Annotated in this window: 18 protein-coding genes and 1 tRNA gene; 2 read left to right on the top strand and 17 right to left on the bottom strand. The window is 67.8% G+C overall.

What is annotated here, in order from left to right; all coding sequences use genetic code 11:
- Positions 1-12: 12 nt before the first annotated feature.
- The 9 genes from LHU95_RS09990 to LHU95_RS09955 all read right to left on the bottom strand — a co-directional run bounded on the left by LHU95_RS09990 (position 13) and on the right by LHU95_RS09955 (position 9,422).
- A complete protein-coding gene (locus LHU95_RS09990) occupies positions 13-1,602 on the bottom strand; it encodes an ABC transporter substrate-binding protein (protein WP_248711214.1) in 1,590 nt (529 codons plus the stop codon).
- Positions 1,599-3,185: an ABC transporter substrate-binding protein gene (locus tag LHU95_RS09985; RefSeq protein ID WP_248711213.1), complete on the bottom strand. Its 1,587-nt coding sequence runs from the start codon at positions 3,183-3,185 to the stop codon at positions 1,599-1,601. Before LHU95_RS09985 ends, LHU95_RS09990 begins: the two co-directional genes overlap by 4 nt.
- 127 nt (positions 3,186-3,312) lie before the next feature.
- Positions 3,313-4,893: an ABC transporter substrate-binding protein gene (locus LHU95_RS09980; protein ID WP_248711212.1), complete on the bottom strand. Its 1,581-nt coding sequence runs from the start codon at positions 4,891-4,893 to the stop codon at positions 3,313-3,315.
- A 71-nt stretch (positions 4,894-4,964) separates the two neighbouring features.
- On the bottom strand, positions 4,965-6,536 hold the full coding sequence (locus LHU95_RS09975) for a TRAP transporter large permease subunit (protein ID WP_248711211.1): 1,572 nt from the start codon (positions 6,534-6,536) through the stop codon (positions 4,965-4,967).
- A 7-nt stretch (positions 6,537-6,543) separates the two neighbouring features.
- The gene (locus LHU95_RS09970) at positions 6,544-7,092 is read right to left on the bottom strand and encodes a TRAP transporter small permease subunit (protein WP_248711210.1); all 549 of its coding nucleotides are present in this window, start codon (positions 7,090-7,092) and stop codon (positions 6,544-6,546) included.
- Positions 7,092-8,174 (bottom strand): TRAP transporter substrate-binding protein, encoded by a 1,083-nt coding sequence (locus tag LHU95_RS09965; protein ID WP_248711209.1) that lies wholly within the window; start codon positions 8,172-8,174, stop codon positions 7,092-7,094. Before LHU95_RS09965 ends, LHU95_RS09970 begins: the two co-directional genes overlap by 1 nt.
- Positions 8,175-8,306: 132 nt before the next feature.
- Positions 8,307-9,101, bottom strand: coding sequence for a phytanoyl-CoA dioxygenase family protein (locus LHU95_RS09960; RefSeq protein ID WP_248711208.1), 795 nt, complete (start codon positions 9,099-9,101; stop codon positions 8,307-8,309).
- 13 nt (positions 9,102-9,114) lie between these two features.
- Positions 9,115-9,243, bottom strand: coding sequence for a hypothetical protein (locus tag LHU95_RS23365; RefSeq protein WP_283094302.1), 129 nt, complete (start codon positions 9,241-9,243; stop codon positions 9,115-9,117).
- Positions 9,240-9,422, bottom strand: coding sequence for a hypothetical protein (locus LHU95_RS09955; RefSeq protein WP_248711207.1), 183 nt, complete (start codon positions 9,420-9,422; stop codon positions 9,240-9,242). Before LHU95_RS09955 ends, LHU95_RS23365 begins: the two co-directional genes overlap by 4 nt.
- An 84-nt stretch (positions 9,423-9,506) precedes the next feature.
- Here LHU95_RS09955 and LHU95_RS09950 point away from each other — a divergent pair, with 84 nt between their 5' ends.
- Both LHU95_RS09950 and LHU95_RS09945 read left to right on the top strand, forming a co-directional pair.
- A complete protein-coding gene (locus LHU95_RS09950; RefSeq protein ID WP_248711206.1) occupies positions 9,507-10,469 on the top strand; it encodes a tripartite tricarboxylate transporter substrate binding protein in 963 nt (320 codons plus the stop codon).
- A gap of 72 nt (positions 10,470-10,541) precedes the next feature.
- Positions 10,542-10,616, top strand: a tRNA-Val gene (locus LHU95_RS09945).
- Positions 10,617-10,644: 28 nt separating this feature from the next.
- Here LHU95_RS09945 and LHU95_RS09940 read toward each other — a convergent pair.
- The 8 genes from LHU95_RS09940 to LHU95_RS09905 all read right to left on the bottom strand — a co-directional run bounded on the left by LHU95_RS09940 (position 10,645) and on the right by LHU95_RS09905 (position 18,107).
- Positions 10,645-11,475, bottom strand: a complete 831-nt coding sequence (locus tag LHU95_RS09940) for an ADYC domain-containing protein (RefSeq protein ID WP_248711205.1) — start codon at positions 11,473-11,475, stop codon at positions 10,645-10,647.
- Between the two features lie 65 nt (positions 11,476-11,540).
- Positions 11,541-11,900 carry a hypothetical protein gene (locus tag LHU95_RS09935; RefSeq protein ID WP_248711204.1) on the bottom strand — a complete coding sequence of 120 codons (360 nt, stop codon included), beginning with the start codon at positions 11,898-11,900 and terminating at the stop codon, positions 11,541-11,543.
- Between the two features lie 129 nt (positions 11,901-12,029).
- Entirely contained in the window at positions 12,030-13,709 is a 1,680-nt protein-coding gene (locus LHU95_RS09930) for a thiamine pyrophosphate-binding protein (protein ID WP_248711203.1), read from the bottom strand.
- Between the two features lie 229 nt (positions 13,710-13,938).
- Positions 13,939-14,877, bottom strand: a complete 939-nt coding sequence (locus tag LHU95_RS09925; protein WP_248711202.1) for an SMP-30/gluconolactonase/LRE family protein — start codon at positions 14,875-14,877, stop codon at positions 13,939-13,941.
- A complete protein-coding gene (locus tag LHU95_RS09920; protein WP_248711201.1) occupies positions 14,874-15,677 on the bottom strand; it encodes a crotonase/enoyl-CoA hydratase family protein in 804 nt (267 codons plus the stop codon). The genes LHU95_RS09925 and LHU95_RS09920 overlap by 4 nt, the downstream gene beginning before the upstream one ends.
- Positions 15,674-15,979 carry a hypothetical protein gene (locus LHU95_RS09915; RefSeq protein WP_248711200.1) on the bottom strand — a complete coding sequence of 102 codons (306 nt, stop codon included), beginning with the start codon at positions 15,977-15,979 and terminating at the stop codon, positions 15,674-15,676. Before LHU95_RS09915 ends, LHU95_RS09920 begins: the two co-directional genes overlap by 4 nt.
- Positions 15,976-16,971: an acyl-CoA dehydrogenase family protein gene (locus LHU95_RS09910; RefSeq protein WP_248711199.1), complete on the bottom strand. Its 996-nt coding sequence runs from the start codon at positions 16,969-16,971 to the stop codon at positions 15,976-15,978. The genes LHU95_RS09915 and LHU95_RS09910 overlap by 4 nt, the downstream gene beginning before the upstream one ends.
- Positions 16,971-18,107 carry an acyl-CoA dehydrogenase family protein gene (locus LHU95_RS09905; RefSeq protein WP_248711198.1) on the bottom strand — a complete coding sequence of 379 codons (1,137 nt, stop codon included), beginning with the start codon at positions 18,105-18,107 and terminating at the stop codon, positions 16,971-16,973. The genes LHU95_RS09910 and LHU95_RS09905 overlap by 1 nt, the downstream gene beginning before the upstream one ends.
- Between the last annotated feature and the right edge of the window lie 89 nt (positions 18,108-18,196).

The raw sequence follows: 18,196 nt of genomic DNA, 5'->3' as shown, positions 1-18,196 counted from the left end.
ATCGCGTGCCAATCAAGCGCGGCGCACACCCCAGAACAGGGCCGAGCCACCCCGCACCACATCCGTGATGCTGCGGCGCCAGGCCTGCGGCGGCCGCACGAGCCCCAGCGGGATGAACGGCACCTCCTGCCAGGCGACGCGCTGCATCTCCTGCCCGATGCGCTGGGCCGAGGCGGTATCCGGCGCTGAGAACCATTCCTCGCGCAGTTCCTCAAGCCGCGGCAGCGTCGGCCAGCCGGCCCAGGCGGCCGCGCCATGACCGCGCAAGGGCTGGTGGCTGCCGGGCACCGAGACATCGAGACCCTCCCACGTCGTGCAGAAGGCGCTCCAGCCGCCCTGGTCCACGCCATTGCGGTTGGTGCGGCGCTGGATATGCGTGCCCCAATCCATGCCGGGGAAATCCACATTGAAGCCGATGCGGCGCATCAGGTCGGCCGCCACCTCGGAGAGGTTCTGCAGCACCGGCAGATCCGTCGCCGAAAGCAGCGTCACCCGCTGATTGGCATAGCCCGTGGCCCGCAGGGCCGCACGCGCCGCGTCCAGGTTGCGCGGGCCGGACAGCACCTCCAGCCCCGCATCATTGGCCAGTGGCGTGCCCGGCGTGAAGACGCCGGCCGGCACCACGGAGAGCGCCGGATCCGTGCCGATCGCCGCATTCATGAAATCGCGCTGGTTGATGGCGGGCAGCAGCGCGCGGCGCACCGCCGGATCATTGAACGGCGCATGCAGGAAGTTGAAGCGCAGCACGCCCAGATTGCCGGCAGGATTGACCACGCCGATCTCGATCTCCCGGTTGCGCCGCAGCAGCGGCAGCAGGTCCGGCAGCGGGGTTTCCCACCAATCCGCCTCATTGTTCTGCAAGGCCGCCCCGGCCGTCGCGGGATCGGGCATGATCTTCCACTCGACGCGGTCGAAATTCACCCGCTTGGCGCCCGAGAGGAAATCCACCGGCTCCTCGCGCGGGCGGTAATCCGCAAAACGCTCATAGACCGCGACATCGCCCGGGCGGAACAAATCCTGCCGGAAGCGATAAGGGCCGCTGCCCGTCGCATCGGTGATCTGCGTGAAGGGGTCGGTCCGCGCCACGCGCTCGGGCATGATGGCGCAGATATTCGCCGACGGCTTGCCCAGCGCCCAGGCGAGGCCCGGCCAGGGCCGCTTCAGCCGGATGCGGATGGTGCGGTCATCGGGCGCAGAAATCTCATCGGCCAGCGCATCAAGGCGCTGCCCCAGCACATCACGCTTCGACCAGCGCTGGATGGAGGCGACGCAGTCCCGGCCGCGCACCGGCTCGCCATCATGGAAGCGCAGGCCCTCGCGCAGGGTGATGGTCCAGGTCAGCCCATCATCGCTGACCACATGGCCCGAGGCCATTTGCGGCCGCACCTGGTAATCGGCACCCAGGCCATACAGCAGATCATAGACCATCAACCCGTGATTGCGGACGATGACGGCCGTGCTCCAGACCGGATCAATGCTGGCCAGGTTGGATTGCGGAATGAAGCGCAGCAGCCGTGCATTGGCCTGCGCCGATGCCAGTTGCGGTGCGGCGATGGTGCCAACGGCGCCAACCAGTGCGGCGCGGCGGGAAATCTCTGTCATGTCTTGCTGATGTTCCAGAACACGGTGGCGGGCGCGCGGAACACGCCCTGGATGTTGCGGCGCCAGGCGCTGGGCTGCCAGTAGTACCCCAGCGGCATGTAGTACATCTCCCGCATGGCGGCCGCGTTCAGCGCTTCCGCGATGCGCCGCCCCTCGGCCGCATCGGCCCCCTTCTCGACCCATTCGCCGCGCAGACGCTCCACTTCGGGCACATCGGGCCAGCCGAACCAGGCATTGGTGCCATTCGCGCGCAGGAACAGGTGGAAGACCGGCAGTGCCAGCGACTGGCCGGAGGAGGTGGTGTGGATGATGCTCCAGCCGCCGCGCTCCACCGGCTCGCGGCTCGCGCGGCGCTGCACCAGCGTGCCCCAATCGGTGGAAATGACTTCGAGGTTCATCCCCATCCGCGTCAGGATATCGGCGGTGACGAGGCTGAGGGCGTTGATCTGCGGGTAATCGCCCGGGGTGATCAGCACCACCTTCTCGCCATTGTAGCCGGCCTCGCGCAGGGCGGCGCGGGCGCGCTCGATGTTGCGAGTCTTGAAGACCTCGCTGCCGGATTCATTGGCCAGCGGCGTGTCGCAGGTGAAGACGCCCTCGCACACACCCCAGCCCGCCTGGTCATTGCCGGCCACGGCGCGCAGATAGTCGCGCTGATCCACCGCCATGGCGACGGCGCGACGAATGGCCGGGTTGTTGAAGGGCGGTTGCAGCGTGTTGAAGCGCGCAATGCCATAGGTGCCATCGAGCAGCCGCTGCTCCACCACCAGGTTGCGGTTGCGCCGCAGCAGCGGCAGCAGATCATGCAGCGGATATTCCCAGTAATCCTGCTCGCCCTGGGTCATCGCATTCGCGCTGGTCGCGGAATCGACGATGACCGTCCATTCGACGCGATCAAGGCGCGGCGTGCGCCCACCTGCCAAACCATCCACCGGCTCCTGCCGGGGCACGTACCGCTCATTGCGCGCCCAGACGGCCTTCTGGCCCGGATTCCATTCGCCGGGAATGAAGCGGAACGGGCCACTGCCCACCGTGTCCCGGATTTGCTGGAACGCATCGGTCTGCGCGATGCGCTCGGGCATGATGAAACAGGGAAACTGCGTCTGCCCCAGGGCCAGCGTCAGCAACGGGATGGGACGATGCAGCCGGAAGCGGAAGCGCCGGTCATCCAGCGCCGTGACTTCGGCGACGGCCGGCCAGAGCACCTGCATGAAGGGATCGCGCCGCGCCCAGCGGTTGATCGAGGCCACGCAATCCTGCGCGCGCACCGGCTCGCCATCATGAAAGAACAGCCCGGTGCGCAGTGTGAAGGTCCAGGCGAGCTGGTCCTCGGCAACGCTCCAGCCCTCCGCCATCTGCGGGCGGATCGCGCCGGTGGAATCCTGCGCGCAGAGCTGATCATAGATCATGAAGGCGTGGTTGCGGGTGACGACGGCCGTGGTCCAGACCGGATCCACGCTGGTTAAATTCGCCTGCGGGATGACCCGCAGCGTGCGTGCCGCGCCCCCTTGCGCGCCCACTACCCTTGGCGCCGCGACACCCGCCGCCGCCCCTGCCAGAATCCCGCGTCTGCCAAGCGTCATGGCCGTCTCCTCCGGAACAAGATCCGCCCGAGCGAAAGTCTCTCGGCGGATCGGGATGCGCTAGAACAACAGGCCAGGGCTTCTGCCGCAAGCCGTAGCGAAGGGAAGCGGCGCGGCTTGCCGCGCCTCAAGCGCGGCCGATGCCCCAGAACAGGGCAAGCCCGGCCACGCGCCCAACCAGGTTGCTGCGCAACGCCGTGGTGGACATGTAGGCCCCCACTGGGATGTAGGGCAGGTCATCCATCGCCACCTCCTGCATTTCCCGCGCGAGACGCTGCTCGGTCGCGAGGTCGGTCGCGTCGAACCAGGCATCGCGCAATTCTTCGAGGCGCGGGACGGTGGGCCAGCCGAACCAGGCGTTGGTGCCATTGCCGCGCAGCGGGAAATGCGCCGCCGGATTGGCGAAATCAAAGGAGGAGAAGGAGGTGAAGAGCATGCTCCAGCCGCCCCGCTCCACCGGCTCGCGCGAGGTGCGGCGCTGCACCGTGGTGCCCCAGTCGGTCAGCAGGATATCGGCATTGAAGCCCAGGCGGCGCACCAGATCGGCGCCCACCTGCGTCATCGCCGAGGGGGCGAGGATATCGGTGGGGCCGATCAGCCGCATCGGCTGGTTGGTGTAGCCGGCTTCCCGCATCAGGGCGCGTGCGCGATCCATGCTGCGCGGCCCGGTGAGCGGCCCCATCGCCGCGTTGTTCGCCAGCGGCGTGCCGGGGGTGAAGAAGCCCACATCGGCCCGGTAATCCGCCGTATTGGTGCCGACGATGGCGCTCATGAAATCGGACTGGCTGATCGCCGGCAGCAGCGCCTGGCGCAGGCGCTTGTTGTCGAAGGGCGGATGCAGGTGGTTGAAGCGCAGGATGCCGGTGAGCGGCAGCGGATCAATCGCCTCCAGCTTCACATTGCGGTTGCGGCGGAGCAGCTGCTGGATCTCCGGCGGCGGCTGCTCATACCAGTCGATCTCGCCGGTCTGCAGCGCCGCGGCCGAAGTCGCGGCATCCACGATGATGTTCCACTCGACACGGTCGAAATTCGCGATCTTGGGGCCGGCGGTCAGGCTCGGCGTGCCGCTGGAGACGGGCACATAATCGGCGTTGCGGGTGTACACCACCTTGCTGCCGGAATTGTATTCATCGGCCTTGAAGCGGAAGGGGCCGCTGCCGATCGCCTCGCGCACCTGCTGGAAGGGGTCGGTGCGGGCCAGGCGCTCGGGCATGATGAAGGCAGGGCTGTTGGACACCTGCGCGAGGGCCGCGAAGATCAGCGGGAAGGGCTTCTTCAGCCGGAAGCGGACGCGCTTGTCATCCACCACCTCCACCGCTTCCGTGGCGGCGGCCAGTTGCTGGCCGAAGGGGTTGCGGCGCATCCAGCGCGTCAGGCTCGGCACCACATCCTGGGCGCGCACCGGCTCGCCATCGTGGAATTTCAGGCCATCCCGCAATGTGATGATGATGGTGCGGCCGCCATCCTCGGTCACATGTCCCGCCGCCATCTGCGGCTGGGGCTGGAAATTCGCATCCACCCCATAGAGTGAATCGTAAATCATATGCCCGTGATTGCGGGTGATGTTCGCTGTGGTCCAGATCGGATCAAGGCTGGTGAGATTGGCCTGCGGCACGAATTTCAGCACGCGGTTTTGCGCGGGCTGCGCAAGCGCCGGGCCGGCAAGAGAGGCAGCCCCCATCGAGGCGAAGAGGTCACGGCGCTTCATGGAAGTCTTCCTTTGGATGGGCGGTCAGGGACTGCACGATTTGGGCTGAAACCACGCTGAACGGCTGCAAGTCAGAACAACAGATCGGGCAACCAGGTGGCCAGCGCGGGAAACATCACCACCAGGAATATGCCAATCAATTGAAGGATCACGAAGGGCGTCACTCCGCGATAGACATCGCGCGAATCCACATCCGGCGGCAAGACGCTCTGCAGATAGAACAGCGTCGGCCCCAGCGGTGGCGTGAGGAAACTGGTCTGCAGGTTCATCGCGATCAGCACGCCGAACCAGATCGGATCAATGCCCATTTGCAGCAGCACGGGCCCCACGATCGGCACGACGATGATGACGATCTCCACGAAATCGAGCGGGAAGCCCAGGATGAAGATCACCAGCATCACGACGAAGAGCGCGCCGTATTTCCCGCCAGGCACCAGCTCCAGCACGCCGCGGATCATGTCATCCCCGCCCAGCCCGCGGAACACCAGCGAGAAGAGCGTGGCACCGATCAGCGTGGCGAAGATCAGCGCCGTGACGGACATGGTCGCGTGGGAGACATTCGCCAGCATGCCGCCGCGAAACGCCCGCTGCAGCGAGACGAGGATGCCCCAGGCCAGGCCCAGCCCCAACACCGCCGCGGACCATACGGCCATGCGGTCCATCAGGGGTGCCTCCTGCCGGCCGATCCGCAGGTCGAAGAACACGCCGAGTGCAACCATGGCCACCGCGCAGAAACCCGCGAGGTAGATCGGCCAGGAGCTATCCTCGCTGTTGCGCAGCCCCGCGAGGAGTGTGGCGCCCACCGCGCCCACAGCGGCTGCCTCGGTCGGTGTCGCCACACCGCCCAGGATGGAGCCCAGCACGGCGATGATCAGCGCCACGGGCGGGATCAACGCGCGGGCGATTTGCGCCCCGCTCACACTGTCCCGCTCGGCTTGCGGGATGGCGGGGCCGATCTCGGGCTTCAGGTAGCAGAGCGTGACCTGATAGAGGATGTAGATGCCCGCCAGCATCAGCCCCGGGATCATGGAGCCCGCGAAGAGCTGGCCCACCGAAATCGTCTGGATGGAAAACAGCCCCTGCGCCAACTGCGCCTGCTGATAGGCCGAGGCCAGAACCTCACCCAGGATCACCATGACGGTGGAGGGCGGGATGATCTGCCCCAGCGTGCCCGCGGCGCAGATGCTGCCGCAGGAAAATGCCGGATCATAGTTGCGCTTCATCATGGCCGGCAGGGCGATCAGCCCCATCGTCACCACCGTCGCCCCCACGATCCCGGTGGAGGCCGCCAGCAGCGCGCCCACCAATGTGACGGAAATGGCCAGCCCACCCCGCACCGAGCCAAAGAGCCGCGCCATCGCCTCCAGCAATTCGGGCGCGATCTTCGACTTTTCCAGCATCATCCCCATGAAGACGAACAGGGGGATGGCGATCAGCACCTCGCTCGTCATCGTGCCGAAAACACGCTGCGCCAGGGCACCCAGCAGGAAGGGATCGAAGGCGCCGAAGAGGATGCCCAGCGCCGCGAAGATGATGGCGCAGCCGGTCAGGATGAAGACCACCGGAATGCCCACCATGATGAGGGTGCAGAGCGCCACCATCATCATCACATCGAGCACGGAGCCGATCTGCCCAGGGTTCATGGGCGCTTCATCCTTCGCTCACCGCCTGGCGGGCGGGAAACAGCACATCGGTCGTCCCCGTGATGACGCCCGCAGCGCGGATTATCACCGAGGCGGATTGCATCGCGAGCAGTCCCGCCATGATGATGATGAGTGACTTCAGCCAGGGCAGCAGCGGCAGGCCACCCACCGCCATCGGCCCCTCGCCCAGGCGGAAGGACATGGAGACATAGCCCCAGCTCGACCACACCAGCAGCCAGCAGAAGGGCAGCACGGTGATGATCACGCCCAGCAGATCGGTCCAGGCCTTCTTCTTCTCCGACCAGCGGCCATAGAAGAAATCCACCCGCACATGCGCATCCAGCAGATAGACGTAGCCGATCGCCAGCATGAAGAGCGAGGCGTGGATATAGACCACGCTCTCCTGCATCATGATGAAGCTTGAGCCAAAGGCGTAGCGGATCACCACGACCGTGAACTGCACCAGCACCAGCAGCACCGCCAGCCACTTCACACCCCGGCCGATCAGCCGGGAAACCGCGTCAATTCCATCGGCGACCGCCAGCAGCGGGCGCATCAGCCCCAGCGGATCGGCAGGGTGCGCGAGTTGAAATTGCCCGCATAGCTTTGCAGCATGTAGGCCGCGCTGCGGTTGCGGAAGACCGCGTAGCTGTCGGCGATGCGCTTCACCAGGGGGTCCTGGTGGTTGCGGAATTCCGCCATCATCTCACCCGCCGTATTGCCGAAGGCGATCAGCAGGTCACGCGGCGCCTCGCGCACGATCACGCCATGGCGCGCCACGAGATCGGCCAGGGCGATGGGGTGGCGCACATCATACTCGGTCGTCGTTTCCTCATGCAGGGACATGGCGGCGAAGCGAACCACGGCCTTGAGGTCATCCGGCAGCGCATTCCAGCGGGCCATGTTGATGCCGATCTCCTCCGCCGAGGAGGGCTCCTGCACGCCGGGGAAATAGTAGTTCTTCGCGACCTGGTGCAGGCCGAGCGGTGCGTCGCTGAAGGGGCCCAGGAATTCGGCCGCGTCAATCGTGCCCGATTGCAGGGCCGAGAAGATCTCGCCCGCCGGCAGGTTCACGACCGAAGCGCCGGCCCTGCGGAACATTTCCGCCCCCAGCCCCGTGGTGCGGAAGCGCAGCCCGCGGAAATCATCCACCGAGCGGATTTCGCGGCGGAACCAGCCCAGCCATTGCGGGCCGCTATCGCCCACGATGAAGGGCTTGATGCCGAAGCGGCCATAAATCTCGTCATACAACGCCTGCCCGCCGCCATGCATCATCCAGCCCTGGCGCTCCTGCGCGGTGAGGCCGAAGGGAAAGCTGCCGAAGAAGCCGATGCCGGGGGATTTCGAAACCCAGAAGGCCGGCACGCCGTGGTAGAGATCGGCCGTGCCGGCGGCGGCCGCGTCAAAGGCGCCCGGTGCGGGCACCACCTCACCCGCCGAGAACAGCCGCACCGTCAGCCGCCCGCCCGACAAGGCGCCAATGCGGTCCGCGCAGCGCTGCGCCGAGACGCCAGGGCCGGGGAGGTTGCGCGGCCAGATCGTCACCATGCGCCACTCGATGCGGCCCTGGCTCAGTGCCGGGGTCGAGAGGGCGACGGTTCCAACGGCGGCAGCTTGGGCGAGGTTGCGGCGCTTCATGGGAGACTCTCCAGGGATTCGACCGCCAAATTGTGACAGCAGAGACAGCTTTCTGCCAAGCCTTTGGCCGCAGTTGCGCCCGCCCGCCGCCCTGGATGGATGAAACGGCAGGCAATGCCGTGACTTTCTGCCTCAGCCGAGCGCAACCACCGGAAAATCCGGGCCATTCAGCGGCGCGCCATCGGCCAGCGTCACATGCCGCATGGGGGGCGAGCCGCGGCCCCGGCGATCCACGAACACCGCATCCTGGCCCACCCAGCGCGCCGAAAACACCCGCCGGCGATGTTGCCCCGCGGTATTGGCCGGGGCGCCATGCACCGTGCGGAAGTGAAAGGCCACCGCATCGCCCGGCTGCATGGCCCAGCCCAGGATGCGGTAATCGGCGCGGTGCGCGTCAATATCCGGCATCTCGGTCGCGGTATCGCCCTCATAGAGATCGGTGCCGTCGAAACGCTTGGGCTTGTGGTTCACGCCCCAGCGGTGCGAGCCCGCCACGCATTCCAGCGTCGTCTCCCGCCCCACCGGATCAAGCGGGATCCAGAAGCTGACGCTCTGCTCGCCACCCACGCAGTAATAAGGGCTGTCCTGGTGCCAGGGGGTGACGATGGAGGTACCTGGTTCCTTCACCAGCACATGGTCATGGAAAAACCGCGCCACCGGCGAGGCCATGAGCTGCGCCGCGATGCCCGCCGCCGGGCTGTCGAACACGAAGGCGCGGAATTCGGGGATGCGCTGCCAATTGCACAGATCCTGGAAAAACTTCGCCGAGCCATCCTTGGGCGTGTAGCTGCGCTCAAGCGGGCTCGGGGCTGCCATCAGCGCGCCGATCCCGTCGGAGAGCGGCGCGACCCAGTCGCGGAGGGCGCCCCGCAGCAGGATGGCGCCGTCCTCGGCGTAGGACTGGATGTCTGTGGGGCTCAGGATCATGTGCCCCAGGCTATCAAGCCGGGCGCGGCACCGGCAAGGGCTTCATCGCGGCGCAGGAGCACACCACCGCGCCATCGGGCAGCCGGTTGGCCATGGTCGCTTCGCCGCAATGGGGGCATTCGCGCAGGCCCTCGCGGCTCATTGCCGCGCTTCCCGGTCGGGCAGCGGACGCATGGCGCGCAGCTGCGCGGCCAGCGCCCCCTGCCCCGCATGCTCGGCCAGAAAGGCCGCTTCCTCGCGCGCGGCCTCGAAGCCGACGCGGTAGCCCTCATAGGTCGCGCGATCGAGGGTGCGGGCCAGGGCGTTGGGAATGCTTTGCATGCGGCAAATGTGCCGCTTCCGGTTTCGCTTGCAAGGGCGGCCACGCCGGTTTCTGCTGCCACCAAAGAATTCTGGAGGAACACCATGCTTCGCCGCGCCCTGCTGGCCGTGCCGCTCGCGGCGCCGGCCTTCGCCCAATCCCCGAGTGAACGCCCGGTGCTGAGCGAACGTCCGGTACGCCTGATCGTGCCCTACTCCGCCGGCGGCGTGGCGGATACCGTCGCGCGCATCCTGCAGCAACGCATGTCGGAGCAGCTGGGCCTGCCCTTCATCATCGAGAATCGCACGGGCGCCTCCGGCTCCATCGGCGCGGGTTATGTCGCGCAGGCGCAACCGGATGGGCATACGCTGCTGCTGGAGGGTGCCACCTCCATCACCGGCCCGCTCGCCAATCGCGGCCTGCCCTTCGACTATGCGGCGATGCCGCGCGTGGCGCAGATCACGGCCGCACCCTATGTGCTGGGCCTGCGCGCGGGCTTCCCCGGCGATGATCTGCGCGGCTTCCTGGCCGAGGCGCGGCGCCGCCCGGGCGAGGTGACATTCGGCACGCCAGGCATCGCGCATGTTGGCCACCTCATGGGCGAATTGCTGCAATCCCTGGCCGATGTGCGGCTGGAACACGTGCCCTTCCGCGGCGGTGCCGATGCCGCGCGCGAGGTGGCCGGCGGGCGCATCGATGCCTGCATCATCAGCGAGAGCAGCTTCTCCCCCGTGCTGCGGGGCGAGCGTGGGCGCGTCATTGGCGTCACCGGCGCCGCGCGTCGCCCCAACCTGCCCGGCGTGCCGGCCATCGGCGAGGTGGTGCCCGGCTATGACCTCTCGACCTGGATGATGATCTTCTCGCCACCCGGCACATCCATGCCGATCCGCCAGCGCCTCGCGCAGGCCTTCGCCGCGGCGCTGTCCGATGCGCAGATCCGCGAGCGCATCGAGGCCAGCGGCAATGATCCGGTGAGTGCCGGCCCTGAAGCCGCCGATGCGCTCTGGCGGTCGGAGCGCGAAAAGCTCACCGGGCTGATGCGGCGGGCCGGGCTTGTGCAGGGGTGACTTGTGGCACGCGCCAGCTTTCGCTAGAGACTGCGCCACCAACGCTTCCGGGCAGCTTCTGCCCGCATGAGCGGGCGCTTAGCTCAGCGGTAGAGCACTTCCCTGACACGGAAGGGGTCACAGGTTCAATCCCTGTAGCGCCCACCATAACCTTCTGAAAATATCACCTCTTCAGTCATGGCGCGCGGCGTGAGCGGTTGAAGATCAGCGCGCCGGCGGCACGGGCGGTCGCCTCATTGCAGGCCTCCGGCCCGACATGCCCGGCCAGTGCCGGAGCCTCGCGCACCACATCCGCGACGGAACCGTGCTCGGCCACGCGGGTATGGGCGACGCAGACCGCGCCCCCTGGCGTCCAGCCGGCTTCAAACAAAAGTTCCGGATCATCGCCCGGTTCGTGCAGCCCGGCGTCATCCCAGAAATCAATGCGCATGCCATCGCGCGTCCAGCCGCGTTCGGCATGGCCATAGGCGGCGCGGACCATGTTCACGCAGGCCGGGAAATAGGGCGCCAGCGAACGGCCATCCGGCGCCTCTGCCCAGGGGCGATAGCCAAAGCGCAGGCATTTGCCGATGGCCCCGGCCGAGCAGGTGATGGCAAAGCCCTGCGGCTCCGCTGGGCTGGGATAGGGAATGGCGCGGCTGCGGCCCTCGGGATCGGGCAGGCAGTAATCCTGGCGCGTGCCATTCGCGCCGGCGAAGGTGAGATGGAACAGCCAGACATCCCCGGCATGGGGCCTGGTATCGGCTTCGGCGGAGTCGATCCGCAGCGTGAGCGGCCGGCCATCCTGGAGGATGCGCAACTCCGCCCCCACCAGATCAGCGCCGCGCAGGATGCGGCCATCGGCCAGCTCCGCGCGGAAATCGCCGCGCTCCACGCCGAAATGGCGCAGCGCGGCCGGTGGGTGATCCTGGGCGGCAGCGGCGCTGCAGAGGCCGGAGAGCAGCAGCGCAGCGCCAAACCCGCGCTGGCACAGCCGGGCGATGTTCTGGCGGAAGGTGTGCGGCATGGCATGGCTCCCTGGCGGCCGCCCTCTCCCGGAATGGAGAGGGCGGGGCAGGCTTCGGGCTTCACTCAGCGGGCTTGCGGCAGGGCCAGGCCCAGCACCACCACGCCGCGGTTGACCATGGCTTGGGCGCCATTTTCGGCCAAGGCGTTGCCGGTGAGCGCGTTCTGGGTCAGCGCGTTATCGGTGAGCGCGTTATTGGTGAGCGCGTTATCAGTGAGCGCATTCGAGGTGAGCGCGTTCTCCGTCAGCGCGTTCGAGGTGAGCGCATTGTCGGTCAGCGCGTTATCAGTCAACGCGTTCTGGGTCAGTGCATTCTCCGTCAGAGCGTTCGTCGTCAGCGCGTTGCCGGTGATGAAGGCCTGGGCGGGCGTCACGCCAGCAACAAAGGCGGCGAAGCTGGCGGCGGCGAGGATGGTGCGGATCATGATGGACTTCCTTCGAGTTTTTCAAACCAGGGGTCATCCCTGGCATGAGAGGAAGATGCGCCCGCAGCGTCGCGGCATGATCGCGCGCAGTGTCACATGTGTCGCGCGGCCCGCAAGCCGGCCGCCAGCTTACAGCCGCGCCCGCTCCGCGTGCTTGCCCATGCGGTCATAGGGCGCATAGGGCGGGAACGCGCCGATGGCGACCATGTCCACCTCGACCAGCGTGGGCCCGTCCACCGCCAGCGCACGCGCCACCGTGGCGCCGAATGCCTCCGCCTCGCTCACGCGGAAGAACGGCAATCCGGCCAGGGCCGCCAGTGGCTCCAGCTCCGGCCCGCGCAGATCATCGCCAAAGCGCCGTCCATCCACCACCGCATCCTGGATGTGCCGGATCACGCCATAGCCACGGTCATTCATGACGATGGTGCAGAGCCGCGCGCGCTCCTGCACGGCAGTCCACAGCTCGGTCAGGTTCATGGCGAAGCCGCCATCGCCCACCATCGCCACGGTCTTCCGATCGCCGGCGCCGAGGGCCGCCCCGATGCCCAGCGGCAGGCCGGGGCCAATGGCCGCCCCCACCGGATGTACCGCATCGCGCGGGCCATAGACCTGGAAGACGCGATTGCCCCAGGTGGAATTGCTGATGGTGATATCCCGCACCCAGAGCGCATCGCGCGGCATCACGGCGCGCAGCTGCGCGGGGAAACCCGCATAGGGCCCCAGCGTCGCCAGGTATTCCTCGGTCGCCAGGCGCTTCGCTTGCGCCACATCGGCGGCAAAGCCCGGCTCCACCGCCATACGGCCGCGCAGGCGCCGGGCCAGCCCCTGCGCAATCAATTCCGCATCGCCCTGGATGAAGTAGCGATTGGGATAGGTGCGCCCATTCGCCGCCGCATCCACATCCGCCTGGATGAGGTTTTCCGGCAGCTTCATCGAGAATTCCATCATCTCATGCCCACGCAGGCGTGAGCCAAGCACCAGCATGGCATCCACCCGCTCATAGAAGGCCAGGATGCGCGGCGCGCCATTGCCATGCAGCGCGCCGAAGCTCATCGGGTGATCCTCGGGCACAATGCCGCGCCCATTCCAGGAGGAGACGGCGGCGAAGCCGAGATCGAGCAGCGCCCGCGCCCCGGCCCCTGCCTCACGCGCGCCATTGCCCAGCCAGATCATCGGCCGCTTCGCGCGGGCCAGGATCTCCGCCACCTCATTCAGCGCGGCTTCGGAGGGCGGCAGGGGCGGCGGCACTGGCAGCACCAGAGCATCGAGTTCCGCCGGGCGCGGGATCACGGCGCGCTGCAGGTCAATCGGAATTTCCACCGAGACGGGGCCGCGTGGCGGTGTCAGCGCCTCGGCCGCGGCGCGCACCAGCACGCCGAATGCCTCACCGGCGGCGCGCACGCGATAGGCCGCCTTGCCCGAAGCGGCGAGGATCGCCGTCTGGCCCGGCACGTCATGCACCGTGCCCATGTCCCGATCCAGGAATTTCGTTGCCGTCTGGCCGGTGATGTGCAGCATGGGCGAGCCTGCGAAACGCGCCTCCACCAGGCCGCCGATGCTGTTGGCCATGCCAGGGCCCGTGCTGGTGAACAGCACGCCCAGCCCGCCTGTCACCCGCGCATAGGCATCGGCCATATGCGCACCCCCCATCTCACCGCGGCACATGACGTAGCGGATGGCGTTGCGCCGGCCGATCGCGTCCAGCATCGGCACATTATGGACGGAGACGATGCCGAAGGCCGTCGTGACGCCGATGCGCGACAGGAACTCGGCAACCATGTCACCGACGGTGTAGCTGTGATCCGCCATGGGGCGCGTCCTCCTTGAGGTTTCTTGGCGGCCATCGTGTCACGATGCGCGCCGCGCGCCAGCCCGGTGGGGTGCGGCCGGGCATATAAGTCAAAGGGGCCTCCGGCGGCTGGGGCCATGGGCCCCAGACCCCTTGCCTTGGCAAACGCCCGGCAAGCCAAGTTGGTCATGGGCTCTACGAATGGGGTCTGGGGCCCATGGCCCCAGCCGCCGGAGGCCCCTTCCCCTCTCAGCCGCCCGGCGCGCCCTGCGTGTTCGTGTAGATCGCATAGAGCGACTTGCTCGCCGCCATGAAAAGCCGGTTGCGGTGCCGTCCGCCAAAGGCGAGGTTGGCGCAGCGCTCGGGCAGGTCAATGAAACCGATCGGCGCACCGGCCGGGTTGAAGATCTTGACCCCGTCCAGCCCCGCCGCCCCCATGCCCCAGCCGCACCACAGATTGCCCGCCACATCCACGCGGAATCCGTCCGGTGTTTCGCCAGGCTCACAACGATGGAAGACACGGCGGTTGCGCAGCGTCTCGCCCGCCACGTCATAGGCCAGGATGTTGCGCGGTTCGCTGCGGCTTTCGATGACATAGAGAAGGCTCTCGCCCGGGCTGAAGGCCAGCCCGTTCGGATGGTCGACATCATCGGCCACCAGCGTGATGGCACCGCTCAGCCCATCCACCCGATAGAGGTTGGTGTGCGGCAATTCCGGTTCCCGCCGCTCACCCTCATAGAAGCCGGAAATGCCGAAGGGCGGGTCGGTGAACCAGATGCTGCCATCGGATTTTACCACGACATCATTCGGGCTGTTCAGCCGCTTGCCCGCGTAGCTCTCGGCGATGACGGTGACGCTGCCATCGGGCTCCGTGCGCACCACACGGCCCGTCAGATGCTCGCAGGTGATGAGGCGGCCTTCGCGGTCGCGCGTATTGCCATTGGCGTTGTTGGCGGGCTTGCGGAACTCATCCACCGCGCCCGTGGTTTCAGACCAGCGCAGCATCCGGTTGTTCGGAATATCGGACCAGATGAGGCAGCGCTGATCCCCGAACCAGACCGGCCCCTCGCTCCAGCGGGCGCCGGTGTAGAGCCGCTCCAGCCCGGCCAGCGGCAGGCGGAAGCGGTTGAATTCGGGGTCGAGCACCCGCACGGCCGGGTCGGGATAGCGTTCGATCACTGTGTTCATCGGCCCTGGAACACGCCCTGGCGTTTCTCGATCATCGCGTTCACCGCTTCCTTGTGATCCTCGGTTTCATGCGCGATGGCCTGGAAGGCGGCCGAAAGCTCCAGCAGCGAGGGCAAGGACATGTGCTGCCCCTCACGCAGCAGGCGCTTGGTCATGCGCAGCACCTGGGGCGGGTTTTTCGCCACCCGCGCCGCCAGTTCCCGCGCGGCACCCAGCAACTCCCCATGCGGCACCACGCGGGAGACGAGGCGCGCGGCCAGCGCCTGCTCGGCATTCAGGGGATCCCCCGTGAAGGACATCTCGGCCGCCATGGCGAGGCCGACGGCGCGCGGCAGCAGCCACGCGCCGCCATCGCCGGGCACGATGCCGACGCGCACGAAGCTCTCGGCAAAGATCGCCTTCTCACTGGCGATCCGCATGTCGCACATGCAGGCGAGGTCGAGCCCCGCGCCGATGGCGGCACCATTCACGGCGGCGATGGTCGGCACGTCCAGCTCCCACAGGGCGAGCGGAATGCGCTGGATGCCGCGGCGATAATTCTCACGCATGACGGCCGGGCTGGCCGCCGCCATGATGCCCTTGCGGTCGCGCATGCCCTTGAGGTCGCCGCCCGCGCAAAAGGCCGGGTCCGCACCGGTCAGGATGACGCAGCGGATGCTGTCATCGCGCGCGATGCGCTTGCAGGCGGCCTCCACCTCGTCGCAATCCTCGAAGCCCGAGATGGCGTTGCGCCGCTCGGGCGCGTTGAGGGTGAGGGTGATGACCGGGCCATCCTGCTCGATCCTGAGAAACTCGGTCATGCCTGTGTTCCTTGTTTTTGGGCGGCCGATTCAGACCAGCGCGCAAGCGGCGCGCCGGTCATCGGACGAAGCCGTGCCGGGGCGGCCGATTCAGACCAGCGCGCAAGCGGCGCGCCGGTCATCGGACGAAGCCGTGTCGGGGCGGCCGATTCAGACCAGCGCGCAAGCGGCGCGCCGATCATCGGGCGAAGCCGTGCCGGGGCGGCCGATTCAGACCAGCGCGCAAGCGGCGCGCCGATCATCGGGCGAAGCCGTGTCGGGGCGGCCGATTCAGACCAGCGCGCAAGCGGCGCGCCGGTCATCGGACGCCGGGCGCATCACGCGCCGTAATATCCGGCCAGAGATTGGCGCCACCCCGCGCCAGCGCCGCGCGGCCGATTTCGGCGGCCCAGAAGCGTTCGGTGCCGGCCTCCTCACGCCAGGACCAGAGGCGGCGGGTGAAATGGTGCAGCTCGTGATCTTCCGTGATGCCGATGGCAGCGAACACCTGGTGCACGGTGGCGGCGCCCATCGTCGCCGCCTCGCCCGCCACCACCTTGGCGCAGGCTATTTCGAAGCCCGCATCCGCCAGGCCCCGCGCATCCACGGCGCGCGCCGCCTGGCTGACGGCCACATTCACTGCCGCCACCTCGCCCGCCATCGCCGCCAATTGCTGCTGCACCGCCTGGAACTTGCCGATGGCGCGGCCGAATTGCTTACGCGTATTTGCCCAATCCACCGCGAGTGCCAGGATGCGCTCCAGCGCGCCCGCCATCAACGCGGCCCGGATCAGCGCCATGCCCAGAAGGGCCGCGCGCGGGCCAAAGGCGTTGGGCAACTCGCCCCGCGCCATGCGGTCACCGGGCAGGATCGCATCGCGCGGTTCGCGGCCGATATTCTCGCCAGGGACGCATTCGCCTGCCGCGTGCAGCGCCACACTCGCGCCCTTCAGCACCACCAGCCGCGCGGCATGCCGCCCGAAGGGCACGGCACCTGGCGCCAGGCCCAGCGGCCCCTCCGGAACCTCGATGCCAGCGGCCGAAAGCAGCGCCGCGCCTAGCATGGTCTCGGCGATGGGGGCTGGCGCGCCATGCCGGCCCAGCACCTGCCACAAGGCAGCGGCATCGCCCCAGGAGAGACCGACGCCGCCCGCATCCTCGGGCACCAGAGCGAGGTTCAGCCCCTGCTCCTCCAGCCCGGCCCAGAGGTCCGCCGGCCATTCCCCCGCCTCCACCGCGCGCAGCAGCGCCACACCGCCGCCATCGGCCACCAGGCGGTCCACCTGCTCCACCAGGATGGAACGCAGCTCGCTCATCAACGCAGCCCCATGTCGCGCGCGATGATGCCGCGCAGAATCTCCCGCGTGCCGCCGCGCAGGCTGAAGGTGGGTGCCAACTGCGCGAGGCCCGCCAGCATGCGGCGCAATTCCTCGGGGCTGTCGGCAGGGTCCACCAGGTTGCGGATCTGCTCGGGCAAGGCCTGTTCGAAGACGTTGCCGGCATCCTTCACCAATGCGGCCTCCACGGCCGGGGATTCGCCCCGCTCCAGCATGCCGCCGACCGAAAGCGACATGCCGCGCAGCGTATTCAGCCGCGCCACCATGCGCCCGATGGTTACCTCGGCCCCCGGTGCCGGCGCGGCGTTCAGCGCGTCAATTCCGGCGGCCAGCGCCGGATAGGAGGAGAGATAGCGATCCGGCCCGCTGCGCTCGAAAGCAAGCTCGGAGGTTGCCTGCGCCCAGCCCGCACCTTCCTCGCCCAGCAGGTCATCCTCGCGCAGGATCACATCGTCGAAAGTCACTTCGTTGAAGCTGTCCTCCCCCGCCAGATCGCGGATCGGCCGGATGGAAATGCCCGAGAGCCGCAGATCCACCAGGAATTGCGAGAGCCCCGCATGGCGCGAGCCGCCCTCCGGCGCGGGCGAGGTCCGCACCAGCGCGATCATGTAGTCGCTCTTGTGGGCGAAGGTGGTCCAGATCTTGCGGCCGTTCAGCTTCCAGCCATTGGGGATCCGCTCGCATTTGGTGCGCAGATTGGCCAGGTCGCTGCCCGCCTCCGGCTCGGAAAGCCCGATGCAGAAGGCGAGTTCGCCGCGCGCGATGCCGGGCAGGATGCGTCGGCGCTGCTCTTCCGTGCCCAGGCGCAGGATCAAGGGCCCCGATTGCCGGTCGCCGATCCAATGCGCCCCCACCGGGGCACCCTGGGCCAGCATTTCCTCCAGCACGACGATGCGCTCCAGCCCGGATTTCTCATGGCCGCCATAGACCTGGGGCCAGGTCATCCCGATCCAGCCGCGGGCACCCACCGCGCGGGAAAATTCGCGGTCAAACCCCATCCAGGAGCGGGCGCGGATCTCCGGCGTCCAGTCTCGCCCGGCCTCGGCCAGGAATGCGCGCAATTGCTGGCGCAACTCCTCCGCCTGCGGCGGGGCATCGGGCAAATCGAAGCGCATCTTGGTTCCTCCGCCATAAAGGTTAGACGCCCCGCGTTGTCAGAGCGACCCCCCCAACCTAGGTTGCATCAAAGCTCGAGGAGACAAGC

The sequence above is a fragment of the Sediminicoccus sp. KRV36 genome (genome assembly GCF_023243115.1).
Taxonomy (GTDB): Bacteria; Pseudomonadota; Alphaproteobacteria; order Acetobacterales; family Acetobacteraceae; genus Roseococcus.
The sequence above is the reverse complement of the archived record's forward strand: the minus strand, read 5'-3'. Positions and strand labels throughout refer to the sequence as shown.